We start from the raw sequence: 18,702 nt of genomic DNA, 5'->3' as shown, positions 1-18,702 counted from the left end.
GCAGCGCCAGCGCGCTGCCTTCGATTACGTCAGGGACGCTTAGCGCCAGAAGCAGTGCCGGTGGCCGTGACGGTAGCGGCAGACCCACTTCTTTCCGTGACGGTGGCCGCCCCAGTAGGGGCGCTTGTGATAGCGCTTGTAATAGCGCTTGTTGTAGTGAACCTGTTCGGCAACGGATTTTTCGGCGTGGGTGCTGATGCCGTTCAGACCGGCACCGGCCACTCCGGCGTTGGCAGCGCCTGCGGCGCCGAGGGTGATGGCTGCGAGCGTCGCCGCAGCAATCAAGCTCTTTTTCATTGGATAGGCTCCTATCGAGAAATCAGACGCGTCTCTCACGTCTGGCTTCTTAACGTCCATTCGAGAAAAAAGCCGTCGATGATGGTGAGAAATATTTTTTGACAGTCGCAAAATATTTCGATTCGCAACCGCCGGTTTCAGACCTCGATGATTTCCGAAACGATTGGCAGCGCTTCAATGCGAAGGGCTTCACGCGGGGAAACATCATATCGGCCCGGCAATAGGAATTCCATTTCGCGGTTGCGATCATCGAGCGCAAGCACAATGCGAATTTCTCCGCCGCGCGGATTCGGCTTCAGAAATTTGCCGACGTCGGAAACAGGCGCGGCCTTCGCGAGCACGGACTTGCGATCAAGCACGAGCTTCAAATTGCGCGGCACGGCGGCAGCGGCCTTATCCAGCTCTTCTATTGATTGCACACGCAATTTCATCGTTTCGCCGTCGCGCTCGGCTTCGACCGAGACGATCACCGGCGTTCCCGGCTCGAGCAGATGCCGGCTCGCGGCCAGCGTGTCCGAAAAGATGATCGCCTCAAACTGTCCGGTCGCGTCAGAGAAGGTGGCGAATGCGAACTTGTTGCCCTTCTGAGAGCGCCGCTCGCGCGCCGCAATGACGATGCCTCCGAGGCGTCCCGCAGTTGCGCCACGCATCACCAAAGCCTCGAACTCGCTGACCCGCTTCACGCCGAGCTTTCCAAGCACGCGATCGTATTGGTCGAGCGGATGGCCGGAAAGATAAAAGCCGATCGCCTCGAATTCAGCGGAGAGCTTTTCCATGCCCGTCCACGCCGGCGTCGCGCGCAACACCAGATCGGCAGGCTTCCCGCCCGAGCCAAACAGATCCGTGATGCCCTGCGCTGCGTCGGCCGTCCGCCGCTGAGCCGAAGCGAGGATCGTATCGGCGTTAGCGGCAACGAGAGCGCGATTGGAATTCAGACTGTCGAACGCGCCAGCCTTGGCCATCGTTTCGACTGCGCGCTTATTCATCGCCTTCGCGTCGACGCGCCCCGCAAAATCGCCGAGCGACGTATATGGGCCGCCGGTATTGCGCTCACTGACAATTGCCTCGACGGCGCCCGCACCGATGTTCTTTAACGCCGCGAGCGAATAGCGGATAGCGCCCAATTTTGAATCGCCCGAGGGCGGTTCGACGCCGAAATCGACGCCCGATTGATTGACGCACGGCGGCAGCATTTTAATACCGGACTTTCGCGCTTCGGACGCAAACATCGCGAGCTTGTCAGTGTTGCCCATATCGAGCGTCATCGATGCCGCGAAGAATTCCTCGCGGAAATTCGCCTTCAAATAGGCGGTGTGATAGCTGACGAGCGCATAAGCGGCCGCGTGCGATTTGTTGAAGCCGTAGCCGGCGAACTTATCGACCAGCTCGAAGATATAAATTGCGTCTTCCTTTTTGACGCCGTTGGCGAGGGCGCCTTCGACGAAGCGCGCTTGCTGCTTCGCCATCTCGGCCTTGTCTTTCTTACCCATCGCGCGCCGCAACAGGTCGGCTTGTCCGAGGGTATAGCCGCCCATCACCTGAGCGATCTGAATGACCTGCTCCTGATAGATGATGACGCCGTAGGTTTCCTTCAGGATGCCTTCCAGCATCGGATGCAGGCAGTCGACCGGCTCTTCGCCGTGCTTGCGGTTGATGTACGTCGGGATATTGTCCATCGGGCCGGGCCGATAGAGCGCCACCATGGCGATGATGTCCTCGAAGCGGTCGGGCTTCAGGCGCTTCAAGCTTTCGCGCATGCCCGTACTTTCGAGCTGGAACACGCCGGCCGTATCGGCCTTGGCAAGCATCTCGTAAGCGGGCACGTCGTCGAGCGGCAAACTCGGAAGGTCGACGGTAATACCACGCACGCGCTTGATGAGCTGCACGGCCTTTTCAAGAACGGTCAGCGTCTTGAGGCCCAAGAAGTCGAACTTCACGAGGCCCGCCGCCTCGACCATTTTCCAGTTGTATTGCGTAATCGGGAAGTTCGATTTCGGATCGCGATAGAGCGGCACGAGCTCTTCGAGCGGCCTGTCGCCGATCACCATGCCGGCGGCGTGGGTCGAGGCGTGGCGATAGAGGCCTTCGAGCTTTTCGGCGATTTCGAGCAGACGGGCGACGATCGGTTCGCTGTCGCGTTCTTCCTGGAGCTTGGGCTCGCCGTCGATCGCCTCGCGCAGCGTTACCGGATTTGCGGGATTGTTCGGTACGAGCTTGCAGAGCCGATCGACCTGACCGTAGGGCATCTGCAGCACGCGGCCGACGTCGCGCAGCACGGCGCGCGCCTGCAGCTTTCCGTGCGTGATGATTTGCGCGACGCGATCGTCACCGTATTTCTTCTGCACGTAGTCGATGACGCGATCGCGTTTTTCCTGGCAGAAGTCGATGTCGAAGTCCGGCATCGAGACGCGCTCGGGATTGAGAAAGCGTTCGAAGAGCAAGCCGAAACGCAGCGGATCGAGATCGGTGATCGTCAACGCATAAGCGACGAGCGAGCCGGCGCCCGAGCCACGGCCTGGACCGACAGGCACGCCGTTCGCTTTCGACCATTTGATGAAGTCGGCAACGATCAGGAAGTAGCCAGGGAACTTCATCTGCGTGATGACGTCCACCTCGTAGGCGAGGCGCTTTTCGTAATCCTCGACGGTAAAGCCCTGCGCGGGGCCGTGCGCTTCAAGGCGGACTTTCAGCCCCGCGATCGCCTGGCTCTTCAGTTCCGCGGCCTCTAGGCGGAAATTTTCGATCTCGCTCAGGCTATCGTCGGCAGCGACGAAGCGCGGCAGGATCGGCTTTTTTCCCTCCGGCCGGAACGCACAGCGAATGGCGATTTCGACCGTGTTCTGCAGCGCCTCCGGCAGATCCGCGAACAGCGCCGCCATCTCGTCTTCGGTTTTGAGATAATGCTCGGGGCTGGCGCGGCGGCGATTGTCTTCGACGACGTAGCGGCCATCAGCGATGCACAGAAGGGCGTCGTGTGCTTCGTAGTCGCCGCGAGCGGCGAAATAGCATTCGTTCGTGGCGACGATCGGCAGGCCGCGCGCGTAGGCAAGCTCGAGGAGCTGCGGTTCGACTTCCGCTTCTTCGGGAAGACCGTGCCGTTGAAGCTCAACGTAGAGCCGGTTGCCGAAAATCTTCTCGAGCGTCTTCAGCCGCTCGACGGCCTGCTCATGCTGGCCGTCGCGAAGGGCGGCATCGATCGGGCCTTGCGGGCCGCCGGTCAGCGCAATGAGCCCTGCCGACATCTCTTCCAGGCGCGCGACTTTGATGTGTGCGGGCTCGTCGGGCGACGGTTCGAAATTCAGGGCTTTGGAAAGCCGCATGAGGTTGGCGAAACCCTCAGCGTTCATGGCGAGCAGCGCGAGCTTGCCGGCAGGCTTCACGCGCGGCTCATTGCTCATCGCCTTGAGAACGGCCGTACCGCTGTCACGATTGTCGCCGAAATCGAGATCGATGGTCGTGCCGGAAATCGGCTGCACGCCCGCGCCCCACAGCTTCTCGGAAAATTCGAGTGCGCCGAAGAGATTGTTCGTATCCGTCAGGCCGAGTGCCGGAAGGTTCATCGCCGTCGCGAGCTTGGCGAGCTTCGTTATCGGAAGCGCGCCTTCGAGCAGCGAGTAGGCCGAATGCACCTTGAGGTGGATGAACTTCGGGTTTCGTGCGGGCGGGCGAATCGCGTGTTCCATGGCGCTAGGTTATGTACCCGACGGCTAGTCGCAAGCGAAAGGCGCCGATGCCGCACAGCTGCGAGCATAAGCCGTTTAGGTGCTCGAAATTCAGCGTGTATGAGCCAGCGAGATCTCGACGAGGCGCCCCTCATGGACCTGCAAAACGCGGTCCATACGGCTCGCAAGCTCCAGATTGTGGGTCGCGATCAGCGCGGCAACCCCCTGGCGGCGAATGACATCGATCAGCTGACGGAACACATGCTCTGACGTATGCGGATCGAGATTGCCGGTCGGTTCGTCGGCGAGCAGAAGCCGCGGGCTGTTGGCAAGTCCCCGGCAAATGGCGGTGCGCTGCTGTTCGCCGCCCGATAGCTCGGCTGGACGATGCTCTGCCCGTCCTGCAAGTCCGACGCTTGCCAGCAGCTCGCGCGCGTGAGCATCGGCAGCCTTCCGGCTGGTCCCTAGGATGAGCTGCGGAATGACGACGTTTTCAAGCGCGCTGAATTCCGGCAACAGCTGATGGAACTGATAGACGAAACCGATCTCTCGTCTGCGGAGCTTCGTGCGTTCGGCTTCGGAAAGCGTCGCGCAGTCGCGGCCATTGATGATCACGCGGCCGCTGGTCGGCGATTCCAGCAATCCCGTGATGTGCAACAGCGTCGATTTACCGGCGCCGGAGGGTCCGACGAGTGCAACGGCCTGACCGGGCCAAAGCACCGCATCGACACCTTGCAGAACCACGATCTCCTTTTCGCCCTGGCGGAAAGATCGCGTGACGTTTTCGAGCTGCAAAATCGGCGCGACAGATCTGGTGTCCATGTATCTCACTCGTACCGCAACGCTTCAACCGGATCGAGCTTCGACGCCTTCCACGACGGATAGATCGTCGCGATGACCGACAGCAGAAGCGCCATCAGGACGATGCCTCCCGTTTCGTGGATATCGATTTCGGCGGGCAATTTCGTCAGATAGTAGACGCTCGGATCGAAGACTGTCGTGCCGGAGACCCACGATACGAAGTTCTTGATGCTCTCGATGTTCCAGCAGAAGACGACGCCGAGGACGAGACCCGCGAGCGTGCCGACGACGCCGATGGACGCGCCGGTAATCAGGAATATCCGCATCACGGCGCCTTTGGTCGCGCCCATGGTTCTCAGGATCGCGATATCGCGGCCCTTGTCCTTCACGAGCATCATCAGCCCGGAGATGATATTCAGCGCGGCGACGAGCACGATGAGCGAGAGGATGATGAACATCACGTTTCGCTCGACGGCGAGCACGTTGAAGAATGTCTCGTTGCGCTGGCGCCAATCGTTGACGGTGATCGATGGGCCGCCCGCGTCCTTGATCAGTGCGTTGTAACGATCGACATCATCGGGGCGATCGACGACGACTTCGACGACGTCGACCTCGCCGTTCTTCGAGAAATACTTCTGTGCTTCGGGCAGCGGCATGAAGATCATCATGCGGTCGTATTCGGACATGCCCAACTCGAAGATCGACGTGATCTGATAGGCCTTCGAACGGGGCGCGGTTCCGAACGGGGTCGCGGCTCCGCGCGGCGAGACGAGCGTCACCGTATCGCCGAGCCCAACGCGCAGCTGGTTCGCCAGGCGCACGCCCATCGCGATGCCGCTCTGCTTGTCGAAGCCATCGAGCGTGCCGGCGCGGACGTTGTCCGCAACGAGCTTCAGCGATTTCAGATCAGCCTCGCGCACACCTCTCACTAGGCCGCCGAGCGCCTGCGTGCTCGAGGAAACCATCACCTGTCCTTCGATTACGGGCATGGCGATGACGACGCCGGGCACTTTCGAAATGGCGCTTGCGACTTCGGAATAATCGGTGAACGGGTCGCCGATCTTCTGCGCGATGACGTGGCCGTTGAGGCCCATGATCTTGCCGAACAGATCGTGCCGGAAGCCGTTCATCACAGCCATGACGATGATGAGCGTCGCCACGCCGAGCATGATGCCGAGAAATGAAAAACCGGCGATGACCGAGATGAAGCCTTCCTTGCGCCGTGCGCGGAGATAGCGTCCCGCGATCATCCACTCGAAGGCCGAAAATGGTGCCGTGCTGCCGGATGCCGCCCGTTCCCCAGCCAATCCAGCCGAGGCTTCGCTGTGCCCTGAAACAGTCATCGTGGTCCCACCGCCGTTACCTCAATCGCGCGCCGCATCGCAGCTCCCTGTGTCGCAGTTAAGGCCGTATGACCGAATTGCAGCCGTTTTAGTATGCGCGTGCTATCAGCACGAATTCCTTCGCCGCCTCGCCGGTGAAGAAGCATGCCCCCGTGACTTTCCCCTGCTCCAGCGGCGCGTTGCGGATCGTCAGCTTCAGGGCTTTCAACCGATCTGCGATGCTTTCGAGTGCCGCGCCTTCGGGGCGCGACCAAGGCACGCGCACCCAGCCTTTGAAGGCGCCCGCCTCGTCGTCGCCTTCACCGGGCCCGAAGTAGGCTTCAAGCTCTTCGAACGACTTGATATTCGAGATGATGTTGCCATCGAGGCGCGCCTTTGCCTCGTTGAAGAGGTTTGCCTGAATTACCTGCAGGAGCGCGGGCGCGCCCGTGACGAAATCAGCGCGCGGCAGCGTGTGCGAGATGACCTTATCGCCGTCGCGCAATCGGTCGCGCCGCATGAAGGTGACGTTGCCACCGCTCGCATCGCGGCCGCCGATCTCGACGATGACGGGTGCGCCGCGGCGCACCCAGTTCCAGCGCTTCTCCGCAGACTTGATCGGCTTTACGTCGACAAGCGTGCGGATGCCGGCGGCCTTCAGATCTTTCTCGAGAGCGGCGCAATAGGCGATGAGCTCGGCGTCTTCCGGCTTCTCACGCAGCATCGGGACAAGGACGATCTGGCGCGGAGCGATCATCGGCGGCAGGCGCAGACCATCGTCGTCGCCGTGGGTCATGATCACGCCGCCGATCAGGCGTGTCGAGACGCCCCAGCTCGTCGTGTGGCAATAGGTGAGCTCACCTTTCGCATTCTGGAACTGGATGTTCTGCGCCTCGGCGAAGTGCGTGCCGAGATAATGCGACGTGCCGGCCTGCAGGGCCTTGCCGTCCTGCATCATCGCTTCAATCGAATAGGTATTGTCGGCACCGGGGAAACGCTCGTTCGCCGGCTTTTCGCCCGCGATGACCGGCATCGCCAGAACGTCCTCCGCAAACGTGCGATAGACTTCGAGCATCTTCAGCGTCTCGGCGACAGCGTCCTCGCGGTCGGCGTGGGCGGTGTGCCCTTCCTGCCAGAGAAACTCCGCCGTGCGCAGGAAAAGGCGCGTGCGCATTTCCCAACGGACGACGTTCGCCCACTGGTTTATGAGCAGGGGCAGATCGCGATAGCTTTTGATCCAGCGCTGAAATGCATCGCCGATGATGGTCTCGGACGTCGGGCGGACGATCAGCGGCTCTTCGAGCTTGGCGTCGGGATCGACCACCAGCTTGCCGCCTTCGTTTTTCAGGCGGTGATGCGTGACGACCGCCATTTCCTTGGCGAAACCTTCGACGTGCTCCGCCTCTTTCGCGAGGAAGCTCATCGGGATGAAAAGCGGGAAGTAGCAGTTGTCGTGGCCGGTGTCCTTGATACGGGCGTCAAGCTCGGCCTGGATGCGTTCCCAGACGCCCCAACCCCACGGCTTGATGATCATGCAGCCGCGGACAGGGCTCGTCTCGGCCATGTCGCCGTCGCGGACGATCGCCTGATACCAGTCCGGAAAGTTCTGCTCGCGGGTGACGGAAAGGGCTCGCTTGCTCATCGTGCGGCCTCCGGCGCGCCAGCGCGCGAACGGGACGGACAGCAGGATAAGGCCTTGGACATGCGCATTGCGGGCTCGCTCGTTAAATCCGCGCGGGCGAGCCGCGCCTTAGTCTCTCGAAAGTCAGGAATTGAGCCCCAGCCGAATAGCCTTTTCATGCTGGCGTTGCAACGATGCAAAGCGGCCGGGCCACAGGTTCAACTGGAGGGATTTGCGCGTCCGCCCCGATGGATAGACGTGGCGCAGTAGCGGGTGCCGTGGGCCGGGTGAGCGCTGGCGCGCAGAAATTCCGGACGCCAGGTGATTCGATTGGCGCTTCAATCGGGCCCTGGGAGGAGCGGTCTCAGATATTCGCGATCACCGCATAGACGCCGGCGAAGGTGATGGCGGCAACGATTGTATTGACCCAGAAGAGCCTGAAGACGTTCATTTTGTGAGGAGCGCTTTCGGGGGTGCCGGGGACGACCTCACCGGCCTCGCCCTGTGTCTTCGCAAAGAAGGGCAGCACAGCGAACAGCGTGATGAACCACAGGCAAAAGAATGTCGCGACCGCTACGGACGTACGCATCACACTAACCCCTATTTTCCAAACCGCACCGGAGCTGCTTCAGACCTGCTCCAACTCGACGAGGGTGCCGCAGAAGTCCTTCGGATGCAGGAACAGCACGGGCTTGCCGTGTGCGCCGATCTTCGGTGTGCCATCGCCGAGCACGCGAGCCCCCTGAGCCTTCAACTGGTCGCGCGCGGCGATGATATCATCCACCTCGTAGCATACATGGTGAATTCCGCCGTCGGGAGATTTTTCGAGGAATTTTGCAATCGGCGAACCTTCACCAAGCGGTTCGAGCAACTCGATCTTGGTGTTCGGAAGCTCGATGAAAACGACGGTGACGCCGTGCTCCGGTTGCGCAAGCGCCGGACCGACCTTCGCGCCGAGGGCATTTTTATAAACGCCGGAAGCCTTTGCGAGGTCTTTGACAGCTATGGCGACGTGGTTAAGGCGTCCAATCATGCTTCGGTCTCCGGCACGGCAAAGGGCGAAATGTTACGGCGATTTAGTTTCGGCCATCCACCACGGAGACGAGCACTTTGACAACCGGCTTCTTGCCCCATGCCTCGTTAATTGCGGAACGCACGGCACGCTGCACTGCATCCTGAACCATGGCGTGGTCTCCGCGCCGCTTCGGCGGAATCGAGCGGAGCGTGCCGTCGATCGCGTCGAGCACGATTTCGCGCATCGATTCCCCGTCTTGGTCGGCGGCCGGTATGCCTTCGAGCACGACGCCCGGCTCGGCGATGATTTCGCCGCGCCGCGATAGCGCCATCGAGACGACCGCTATGCCAACGAACGACAGCTTGCGGCGGCTCTTCACCGGCCCTTCGATGTCCGGAACGATCAGGTTACCATCGCGAAACAGGCGTCCGACCGGCAGCTCATCGATGACGGCCGCGGGCGCGGGCCAAAGCTTCAAGAGATCGCCATCGACGATCGAAAATGTTTCGCTCACTCCGCATTCGCGCGCGAGCCGGGCGTGCGCCTTCAGGTGCCGCGCTTCGCCATGCATCGGAACGGCGATCTTCGGGCGGATCCAGGCGTACATGTCCTTCAATTCGTCGCGACGCGGATGACCCGTTACGTGCACGAGTGCTTCGGCGTCGGTGATGACGTCGACGCCGAGGCGGGCCAAACCATTCTGTATGCGCGAGACGGCTCTCTCGTTTCCGGGAATGGTGCGCGAGGAAAAGATGACGAGATCGCCCTTGTCGAGCGAAATATCGGGATGCTCGTTTTCGGCGACGCGCGCCATCGCCGCGCGTGGTTCGCCCTGACTGCCGGTGCAGAGCACGACGACCTTGTCTCGCGGTAGATCCGAGAAGCGCTGCTGATCGAGATAGGTGAACCCTTTCGGGAGATAGCCCGTCTCGATCGCGACTTCGATGATGCGATGAAGCGCGCGCCCGGCAACGACAAGAGTCCGGCCCGCGGCATTGCAAGCGGCCACGATCGAGGCGACACGGGCGACGTTCGACGCGAAGAGCGTTACGGCGACACAGCGCGGTGCGTCGGCGATGAGCTTTTGCAGCGTCTTGGCCACGTCGGTTTCCGAAGCCGAACGGCCTTCGCGCATCGCGTTCGTCGAGTCGCCGATCAACGCGAGCGTGCCTTCGTTGCCGAGTTGCTCCAGCCGCGCTGCATCGTGCGGTCTGCCGACGACGGGCGTTGGATCGAGCTTCCAATCGCCGGTGTGGAAGACCAGCCCGGCCGGCGTGCGGATCGCCAAACCGTTCGGCTCGGGGATCGAATGCGTGAGGCTCACGAATTCAACGTCGAAAGGACCGGCGTTGAAGCGGCCGCCGAGCGGCACCTCCTTGATCGGCAGGGTTTGCGAGCCGCCGAATTCGCCGAGCTTCGTCTTCAGCATTCCGGCCGTGAACGGCGTCGCGAAGATCGGACATTCGAGCGATGGCCAGAGATCGATAACGGCGCCGACGTGATCTTCGTGCGCGTGAGTCAGCACGAGTCCGGCGAGATTTTTTCGTTCGGCAACGATGAAACGAAGGTCGGGCAGCACGACATCGGCGCCGGGTTCGCTCTCATGAGGAAAGGTGACGCCGAGATCGACCATCAGCCAGGTGCGCGCTCTCGGCGGCCCGAAGCCGTAGAGATAGACATTCATGCCAATCTCGCCGAGGCCGCCGAGCGCCGCAAATACGAGTTCGTCGGGCTTCACGCTTCCCGATCGCGAAGGCGAGGCGCGATCGCTCATGGAGTTCCATCGCCCGCGACCTGCCCGACGAGCATGACGTCGCCGTAGCTGATTTCCTTGATCTCGCCGTCGATATCCGCGCGCAGGGCACCCGTTTCCGAAAGCCCCTGATAGGTTGCAGATAAGGGTCCGGCGGCGGTGTTGATGATGATGGGCTCACCCATCGCGCCTGCGCGTTCGATCCACGCCTCGCGGATGGCGGGGAAGCCCTGCCCCTCCTGCCAACGGTCTAGCCAGAAGAAGATCTTTTCTGACAGCGTCTCGGTGAATGCGAGCGGCTTGGGAATATTCCCATGTTGGCTGAAAGCCGTGACTGCACGGCCAAGCGTGTCGGGTGAGGTGATCAAATTCAATCCAAAACCTAAAATCGCTAAAAAGCCGGGGCCTATGCGAGCGGACGTGCTCTCGACCAGGATTCCTCCGGCCTTGGCACTTCCTATCAAAATATCGTTCGGCCATTTGAGGCGAAGATCGGTTCCCGGCGCAAGATCCATTGTTGTTCGAACGGCGTCTATCACCGCAATTCCAGCAAGTAGTGACAATTGGCCCGCCTTATCGAGCGGCGCGCCGCACCGGAACGCGACGCTGGCGTGAAGGTTACCCGGCCGTGAAACCCAGGTGCGGCCGGATCGGCCCCGGCCACCGGTCTGGCTGTCGGCGACGACCCACAAGGGGAGTTCTTCCCCGCCGAGGGCAAGACGCATGGCATCGGCGTTCGTTGATCCGGTCTCAGCGAGATGGATGATGCGAGGCACAGAATGGCCGTTCATAAATGGCTAGTGAGCCGGCACCAGCACCGAAGCTGCCGCCGTCGCCGCATCTACCACGGTTCCGCCGACAAAGGGCAGAACAAACGCCACGACGAAAGCCGCCGACAGCGCCATTACTGCGAAGGTTCGGCCTTCGGTCGGCGAGAAGCCCTCCGCCGGCTCGTCGAAGAACATGATCTTCACGACCCGCAAATAGTAGTAGGCGCCGACGACGCTCGTGACGACGCCGATGACCGACAGCGGATAGAGACCCGCCTTGATCGCCGGTAGGAAGACGTACCATTTCGCCCAGAAACCGGCGAGCGGGGGAATGCCCGCCAGCGAGAACATCAGCGCAGCGAGTATTGTCGCGAACGTCAGGTTGGTTTTCGCGAGGCCCGAAAGATCGGAGATGCTTTCGACGAAACGGCCGTTACGCTGCATCGCGAGAACGCAGGCGAAGGCGCCGAGCGTCATCGCGACGTAAATCACGAGATAAATGAGAACACCGGCGGTGCCTTCAGTGTTGTTCGCCGCGAGGCCGATCAACGCGAAACCGACGTTGCCGATCGAGGAATAGGCGAGCAGCCGCTTGATGTTGGTCTGGCCGATGGCCGCAAATGAGCCGAGCGCCATCGAGGCGATCGAGACGAAGATAATGATCTGTTCCCATTGCGACGAGACGCCCGGGAGCGCGGCCTGGGTAAAGCGCAGAAGCAGCGCCATGGCGGCGATCTTCGGCGCACCGGCAAAGAATGCGGTAACGGGCGTCGGCGCGCCCTGATAGACGTCCGGCGTCCACATGTGGAACGGCACGGCGGCAACCTTGAACGCTAAGCCGACGAGGACGAACACGAGCCCGAAGGTCAGGCCGATGTTGGCAGCCATTTCCGGCATTTTCGCCACGGCGGCGATGGTCGCGTAGCTCGTCGAGCCCGTCACGCCGTAGAGCATCGAGGCACCGTAGAGCAGCATGCCCGACGACAACGCGCCGAGGACGAAATACTTGAGGCCGGCTTCGCTGGATTGCACGTCGTCACGCTTGAACGCGGCGACGACATAGAGCGCCAAGGATTGAAGCTCGAGGCCGAGATAAAGCGCGATGAGGTCATTCGCCGAGACCATCATCAGCATGCCGAGGGTCGCGAGCAGCACGAGCACCGGATATTCGAACAGCAGGAGCTTGGCGCGGCCGAAGCTGTCGAACGTCATCAGCAGCGTCAACGCAGCGCCGATGAGGATGACAATCTTCAGGAAGCGCGTGAAGCTATCGGAAACGAATGCGCCGCCGAAAATGGCGGATGATCCGCTACCTTCGAACACGGCGACGGCGGCCGCGACGAGCACGGCAATCGCAAGCCATGTGACGTTGCGGCCCGACGTTTCGCCATTCGGTGAAAAGACGCCGATCATTAGAAGCGCGATGGCGCCGAGCGCGAGTATCAGCTCCGGCAGAATGACATATAGGACCGAGCTATCCATTTAATGGGTTCCTTGAGGCGCCGCCGATGCGGCCGCCGTCCCCTGAGCGGATTGATAGTTTTGCACGAGGTTCTTCACCGACGTCGCCGTCACGTCGAGCACGGGAGCGGGATAGAGGCCGTAGAAAATGGTGAGGATCACAAGCGGCGCGAGGATCGCGATCTCGCGCGGAGAGAGATCGAGAAGCTTCTTGAGGCTCGCTTTTTCCAGCACGCCGAAAATCACGCGACGATAAAGATAGAGCGCGTAGGCTGCCGACAGAATGACGCCGGTCGTCGCCAGAATCGCGACCCACGTGTTGGCCTTGAACGCCGACAGCAGCGTCAGGAATTCGCCGACGAAGCCGCTGGTTCCGGGCAGGCCGACGTTCGCCATCGTGAACACCATGAACGCAAAGGCGTATTTCGGCATCCGTTCGACAAGGCCGCCGTAGGCTGCAATCTCGCGCGTATGCGTCCGGTCATAGATGACGCCGACGCAAAGGAAGAGAGCAGATGAAACGATGCCGTGCGAGAGCATCTGGAAGATCGCGCCGTCGATACCCTGCTGGGACGCCGTGAATATGCCCATCGTCACGTATCCCATGTGGGCGACAGACGAATAGGCGATGAGCTTCTTGATGTCTTCCTGCACCAGCGCGACGAGCGAGGTGTAGATGATCGCGACGATCGAAAGGGTGAAGACGAAGGATGCGAGTTCCGCCGAGGCGTTCGGAAACATCGGCAGCGAAAAACGCAGGAAGCCGTAGCCGCCCATCTTCAGCAGAATGCCGGCAAGGATGACCGATCCGGCCGTTGGTGCTTCGACGTGCGCGTCGGGAAGCCAGGTGTGAACCGGCCACATCGGCATTTTCACTGCGAAGGACGCGAAGAACGCTATCCAGAGCCACCACTGCATGTCCGGCGGGAACTTCGTTTGCAGCAACGTCGGGATGTCGGTCGTGCCCGCGTGCCAGTACATCGCCATCATGGCGAGCAGCATCAGCACCGAGCCGAGCAACGTGTAGAGGAAGAACTTGAAGCTCGCGTAGACGCGCCGCTTGCCGCCCCAGACGCCGATGATGATGAACATCGGGATCAGGCCGCCCTCGAAGAAGAGGTAGAAGAGAACCATGTCGAGCGCGCAGAAGACGCCGAGCATCAGCGTTTCCAGCACGAGAAACGCGATCATGTATTCCTTGACGCGATCCTGAACGGACACCCAGCTCGCGAGAATGCAGAGCGGCATCAGGAATGTGGTCAGGATGACGAACAGCATGGAGATGCCGTCGACGCCCATTTTATACTTCAGCGGTCCGAGCCAGGCGTGCTCCTCGACGAACTGGAAGCCTGCGGTATTCGTATCGAAATTGATCCAGATGAGCAGCGACACCGCGAAGGTGACGAGCGTGGTCCACAGCGCGATCCAGCGCGCGTTGCCCTTCGCTTCGGCATTGAGCGTCGCGATCAGCAACGCACCGACGAGCGGCAGGAAGGTGACGACCGAAAGAATGTTGCTCATTTGAGCACCCCGCCAAAGAGCCCGTTGTAAGTGAGCCATGTCAGGATGGCCGCGACGCCGATCAGCATCGCGAAGGCATAGTGGTACATGTAGCCCGTCTGCAGCTTGACGACGCGGTCGGTGATGCGCACGACGCCGGTGGCCGTGCCATTGATTGCGCCGTCGATGACGGCGCCGTCACCGTCCTTCCAAAGGAAGCGGCCGATAGCGAATGCGGGTCGCACGAAGATCAGATTGTAGAGCTCGTCGAAGTACCACTTGTTCAGCAGGAACAGGTAGAGCGGGCGGAATGCCCGCGCCGTCGCCGCCGGCAGCCAGGGCGCTCCGATGTAGTAGACCCAGGCAATCGCAAAGCCCGCGATCATCGCGATCAGCGACGAATAGGAGACCCACTCCGGCACTTCGTGCATCTCATGCAGGATATGATTGTGCTCGCCGCGGAAGAGGGCCGCGCCCCAGAACGCGCTTTCGTCGTGGCCGATGAAATACGGGGCGAAGAGGATACCGGCCAGCACCGCGCCGAGCGACAGAACCAAGAGCGGCACCATCATCGTCGGCGGGCTTTCGTGCGCATGATCGTAGGTATGATGATCGGCGCGCGTTTCGCCATAGAAGGTCATGAAGACGAGACGCCAAGAGTAGAACGACGTCATCAGCGCCGCGATGACCAGGAGCCAGAACGCGAAGTTGTTCGGCGTATTGGCCGCGTAAGCAGCTTCGATAATGGCGTCCTTCGAATAGAAGCCTGCAAAGCCCGCGAGATGCGGAATGCCGACGCCGGTCAAGGCGAGCGTGCCGATCAGCATCGCAGCGAACGTCCAGGGGATTTTCTTCCGCAGTCCGCCCATCGCGCGCATGTCCTGCTCGTGATGCATGGCGTGAATGACCGAGCCCGCGCCGAGGAACAGCAACGCCTTGAAGAAGGCGTGTGTGAAGAGATGGAAAATGCCGGCGCCGTACGCGCCGATCCCGCACGCAACGAACATGTAGCCGAGCTGCGAGCACGTCGAATAGGCGATGACGCGCTTGATGTCATTCTGCACGAGGCCGACGGTTGCGGCGAAGAATGCCGTGATCGCCCCGATGTACGTCACGAACATGAGCGCATTGGGTGCCAGTTCGAAGATCGGCGACAAGCGCGCGACCATGAACACACCGGCCGTCACCATCGTCGCGGCATGAATGAGCGCGGAGACGGGCGTCGGCCCTTCCATCGCGTCCGGCAGCCACGTGTGGAGCAGGAACTGAGCGGACTTGCCCATCGCGCCGACAAAAAGCAGCAGCGAGAGCGTCGTCAGGATATCGACGTCGTGCCCCGCGAAATTGAACGTCTTACCGACGGCACTTGGCGCGGCGGCGAACAGCGCATCGAGATTGACGGTGTGGAAGACGAAGAAAAGCCCGAAGATGCCGAGCGAGAAGCCGAAATCACCCACGCGGTTGACGATAAACGCCTTTATCGCGGCCGCATTAGCAGATGGCTTCTGATACCAGAAGCCGATGAGGAGGTACGACGCGAGGCCGACGCCTTCCCAGCCGAAGAACATCTGCACCAGATTGCCGCTCGTCACCAGCATCAGCATCGCGAAGGTGAAGAGCGAGAGATAGGCAAAGAAGCGCGACCGCGACGGGTCTTCGTGCATGTAGCCGATGGAATAGAGATGCACGAGCGATGAGACGGTCGTTACGACGACGAGCATGACGGACGTCAGCGTGTCGATCTTGAGCGCCCATGACACGTCGAGTTCGCCCGACGTGATCCAGCGCAGCAGTTGGACGTCGTGCGTCTCGTGTCCCAGGGCGACCTGGAAGAACGCGACCCACGACAGTGCGGCGGCGATCAGCAGGAACGCGGTCGTGACGGCTTCGCTTGCCCGATCGCCGATGGCACGGCCGAACAAACCTGCGATCAGAGCGCCCGCAAGCGGCAGAAAAACGATGGCGGCGTAGATCATGCCCGCCTCACCCCTTCATCATGTTGATGTCTTCGACCGCGATGGAGCCGCGGTTGCGGAAGTAGACGACCATGATCGCGAGACCGATGGCGGATTCGGCCGCGGCGACCGTCAACACGAAGAGCGCGAAGACCTGGCCGACGAGGTCGCCATTGAAATGAGAGAACGCGACGAGGTTGATGTTGACCGCCAGAAGCATCAGCTCGATCGAGAGCAGGATGACGATGACGTTCTTGCGGTTCAGGAAGATTCCGAAGATGCCGAGCGTGAAGAGGCACGCGGCCACAACGAGATAATGTCCGAGACCTATGGTCATTCGGCAGCCTCCGGATGTTTGACGGCTGGCGGGATGACCGAACCACCGCTCGGGACCTTGACGACTTCGAGACCCGTCGCGGGTCCGCGTGCGACCTGTGCGCTGATCGATTGACGCTTGACGCCTTGCCGGTGCTTGAGCGTCAGCACGATGGCGCCGATCATTGCGACGAGCAGGATGAGCCCGGCTCCCTGGAAGTAGTAGACGTACTGGGTATAGAGGATCTCACCGAGCGCGCGGGTATTCGTGACGCTGGCCGGAATAGGTGCCGACGGGTTCATCACTGGCGACACCGTGAACCCGCGATAACCGAACAGCGCAATCAGCTCCACCAGCACGACGCCGCCGATGAGCGCGCCGACCTTGGCATTCTTGATGAAGCCGGCTTTCAGCTCGGCGAAGTCAACGTCGAGCATCATCACGACGAACAGGAAGAGCACGGCAACTGCGCCGACGTAGACGATGACGAGCAGCATCGCCAGGAACTCGGCCTGGAGCAAAACGAAAAGTCCTGCAGCGTTGAAGAACGCCAGGATCAGGAACAGGACGGCGTGGACGGGATTCTTCGTCAGAATGACGGAAGCGCCCGCCGCCACCGCGAGCACTGCAAAGAGATAGAAAAAGAGCACCGATGCCATGGCGTTGCCTTCTATCGATACTTCGCGTCGAGCGCGATGTTCTTTGCGATTTCGCGTTCCCAGCGGTCGCCGTTCGCGAGCAGCCGCTCCTTGTCGTAGAAAAGTTCTTCGCGCGTTTCGGTCGCGAATTCGAAGTTCGGGCCCTCGACAATGGCATCGACTGGGCAGGCTTCCTGGCAGAGGCCGCAATAGATGCACTTCGTCATGTCGATGTCATATCGCGTCGTGCGGCGGGTGCCGTCGTTACGGCGCGGGCCGGCTTCGATCGTAATCGCCTGAGCGGGGCAGATCGCCTCGCAGAGCTTGCAAGCGATGCAGCGTTCTTCGCCGTTCGGATAGCGGCGGAGCGCATGCTCACCGCGGAAGCGCGGTGAAAGCGGGCCCTTCTCGTAAGGATAGTTCAGCGTCTTCTTCGGCGAGAAGAAGTAGCGCATCGTCAAGAAGAACGCCGAAACGAACTCCAAGAGGAAAAGCGATTTTGCTGCGCGCGCTACGCTCATGAGTGGAAGCCTCCGAATTGGAGCACGGCGGCCGTGACGACGACCATGAAGAGCGACAGCGGTAGGAATACTTTCCAGCCAAGGCGCATCAATTGATCGTAGCGATACCGCGGCACCATCGCCTTCACCATCGCGAACATGAAAAAGACGAATACGACTTTGATCAGGAACCAGAACAGCCCGGGCACAGCATTGAGCGGCCAGATGTCCAGCGGCGGCAGCCAGCCGCCAAGGAAAAGGATCGTCGTCATCGCGCACATTGCAACGATCGAGACGTACTCGCCGAGCATGTAGAGCAGATACGGCGTCGAAGAATATTCGACCATGAAGCCGGCGACGAGTTCGGATTCGGCTTCGACGAGGTCGAATGGCGGCCGATTCGTTTCGGCCAGCGCCGAAATGAAGAAAATGACGAACATCGGGAAGAGCGGCAGCCAGTGCCAATCAAGCAGCGAACTCGTCATTCCGAGCGTGGTGCCGACGCCGGTCTTCTGGGCGTTGACGACATCCGTCACGTTGAGCGAGCCGACGCAGAGCAGCACGCTGATGATGACGAAGCCGATCGAGACCTCATAGGATACCATCTGCGCAGCGGAGCGCAGCGCGCCCATGAACGGGTATTTCGAGTTCGACGCCCAGCCGCCCATGACGATGCCGTAGACGCCGAGCGAAGAGATCGCGAGCAGGTAGAGAATTCCGACGTTCATGTCGGAGATCACCCACCTGCCCCAGCTGTTTTCGTTGACCGGGATGACGGCCCACGATGCGAGCGCGCACGTTGCCGTTGCGAGCGGCGCAAGAAGGAAGACGGCCTTGTCGGAGCCCGCCGGTATGATCGGCTCTTTCAAGACGAACTTCAAAAGATCGGCGAACGACTGCAACAGGCCGAACGGTCCGACGACGTTCGGGCCGCGGCGCATCTGGACGGCGGCCCACACCTTGCGGTCCATCAGCAGCAGGAAGGCCACGATGATCAGCAGCGTAACCAGCAGCAACAGCGAAAAGCCGATGAGCGCCAGTATGTTCCAGCCGTAGTCGTTCATGAATGTCTGCAGCGTGTCGAGCATGTT

The 18,702-nt window shown here is 61.0% G+C and carries 16 protein-coding genes; all 16 read right to left on the bottom strand.

The window, feature by feature from the left end:
• Positions 1–39: 39 nt before the first annotated feature.
• The gene (locus AB4Z24_RS21225) at positions 40–297 is read right to left on the bottom strand and encodes a hypothetical protein (protein WP_441711431.1); all 258 of its coding nucleotides are present in this window, start codon (positions 295–297) and stop codon (positions 40–42) included.
• A 137-nt stretch (positions 298–434) separates the two neighbouring features.
• Positions 435–3,980: a DNA polymerase III subunit alpha gene (gene dnaE, locus AB4Z24_RS21220; RefSeq protein WP_441711429.1), complete on the bottom strand. Its 3,546-nt coding sequence runs from the start codon at positions 3,978–3,980 to the stop codon at positions 435–437.
• Positions 3,981–4,070: 90 nt separating this feature from the next.
• Positions 4,071–4,781, bottom strand: a complete 711-nt coding sequence (locus AB4Z24_RS21215; RefSeq protein ID WP_290990660.1) for an ABC transporter ATP-binding protein — start codon at positions 4,779–4,781, stop codon at positions 4,071–4,073.
• A 5-nt stretch (positions 4,782–4,786) separates the two neighbouring features.
• Positions 4,787–6,103 carry a lipoprotein-releasing ABC transporter permease subunit gene (locus AB4Z24_RS21210; RefSeq protein WP_441711426.1) on the bottom strand — a complete coding sequence of 439 codons (1,317 nt, stop codon included), beginning with the start codon at positions 6,101–6,103 and terminating at the stop codon, positions 4,787–4,789.
• Between the two features lie 88 nt (positions 6,104–6,191).
• Positions 6,192–7,724, bottom strand: a complete 1,533-nt coding sequence (gene proS / locus AB4Z24_RS21205; protein ID WP_441711424.1) for a proline--tRNA ligase — start codon at positions 7,722–7,724, stop codon at positions 6,192–6,194.
• 343 nt (positions 7,725–8,067) lie between these two features.
• On the bottom strand, positions 8,068–8,292 hold the full coding sequence (locus tag AB4Z24_RS21200; protein ID WP_441711423.1) for a DUF1467 family protein: 225 nt from the start codon (positions 8,290–8,292) through the stop codon (positions 8,068–8,070).
• A gap of 39 nt (positions 8,293–8,331) precedes the next feature.
• On the bottom strand, positions 8,332–8,736 hold the full coding sequence (gene mce / locus AB4Z24_RS21195; protein WP_441711421.1) for a methylmalonyl-CoA epimerase: 405 nt from the start codon (positions 8,734–8,736) through the stop codon (positions 8,332–8,334).
• 43 nt (positions 8,737–8,779) lie between these two features.
• Positions 8,780–10,492 (bottom strand): ribonuclease J, encoded by a 1,713-nt coding sequence (locus tag AB4Z24_RS21190; protein ID WP_441711420.1) that lies wholly within the window; start codon positions 10,490–10,492, stop codon positions 8,780–8,782.
• Positions 10,489–11,262: a biotin--[acetyl-CoA-carboxylase] ligase gene (locus AB4Z24_RS21185; protein ID WP_441711418.1), complete on the bottom strand. Its 774-nt coding sequence runs from the start codon at positions 11,260–11,262 to the stop codon at positions 10,489–10,491. Before AB4Z24_RS21185 ends, AB4Z24_RS21190 begins: the two co-directional genes overlap by 4 nt.
• A 6-nt stretch (positions 11,263–11,268) precedes the next feature.
• Positions 11,269–12,723, bottom strand: coding sequence for an NADH-quinone oxidoreductase subunit NuoN (nuoN, locus tag AB4Z24_RS21180; protein ID WP_441711416.1), 1,455 nt, complete (start codon positions 12,721–12,723; stop codon positions 11,269–11,271).
• Positions 12,724–14,223, bottom strand: a complete 1,500-nt coding sequence (locus tag AB4Z24_RS21175) for an NADH-quinone oxidoreductase subunit M (protein ID WP_441711415.1) — start codon at positions 14,221–14,223, stop codon at positions 12,724–12,726. It lies immediately after the preceding gene.
• Positions 14,220–16,178: an NADH-quinone oxidoreductase subunit L gene (gene nuoL, locus AB4Z24_RS21170; RefSeq protein WP_441711413.1), complete on the bottom strand. Its 1,959-nt coding sequence runs from the start codon at positions 16,176–16,178 to the stop codon at positions 14,220–14,222. The genes AB4Z24_RS21175 and nuoL overlap by 4 nt, the downstream gene beginning before the upstream one ends.
• Before the next feature lie 7 nt (positions 16,179–16,185).
• Positions 16,186–16,494, bottom strand: coding sequence for an NADH-quinone oxidoreductase subunit NuoK (gene nuoK / locus AB4Z24_RS21165; protein WP_013948504.1), 309 nt, complete (start codon positions 16,492–16,494; stop codon positions 16,186–16,188).
• Positions 16,491–17,132, bottom strand: a complete 642-nt coding sequence (locus AB4Z24_RS21160; RefSeq protein WP_441711411.1) for an NADH-quinone oxidoreductase subunit J — start codon at positions 17,130–17,132, stop codon at positions 16,491–16,493. Before AB4Z24_RS21160 ends, nuoK begins: the two co-directional genes overlap by 4 nt.
• 11 nt (positions 17,133–17,143) lie before the next feature.
• Positions 17,144–17,632 carry an NADH-quinone oxidoreductase subunit NuoI gene (gene nuoI / locus AB4Z24_RS21155; protein WP_441711409.1) on the bottom strand — a complete coding sequence of 163 codons (489 nt, stop codon included), beginning with the start codon at positions 17,630–17,632 and terminating at the stop codon, positions 17,144–17,146.
• Complete coding sequence (nuoH, locus tag AB4Z24_RS21150) at positions 17,629–18,699, bottom strand: NADH-quinone oxidoreductase subunit NuoH (RefSeq protein WP_441711407.1); 1,071 nt, start codon at positions 18,697–18,699, stop codon at positions 17,629–17,631. The genes nuoI and nuoH overlap by 4 nt, the downstream gene beginning before the upstream one ends.
• Positions 18,700–18,702: the final 3 nt, after the last annotated feature.

The sequence above is a fragment of the Hyphomicrobium sp. 2TAF46 genome, from assembly GCF_052114865.1.
Lineage (GTDB): Bacteria > Pseudomonadota > Alphaproteobacteria > Rhizobiales > Hyphomicrobiaceae > Hyphomicrobium_B.
Note: the sequence above shows the minus strand (reverse complement) of the source record. Positions and strands in the feature narration are given on the sequence as shown.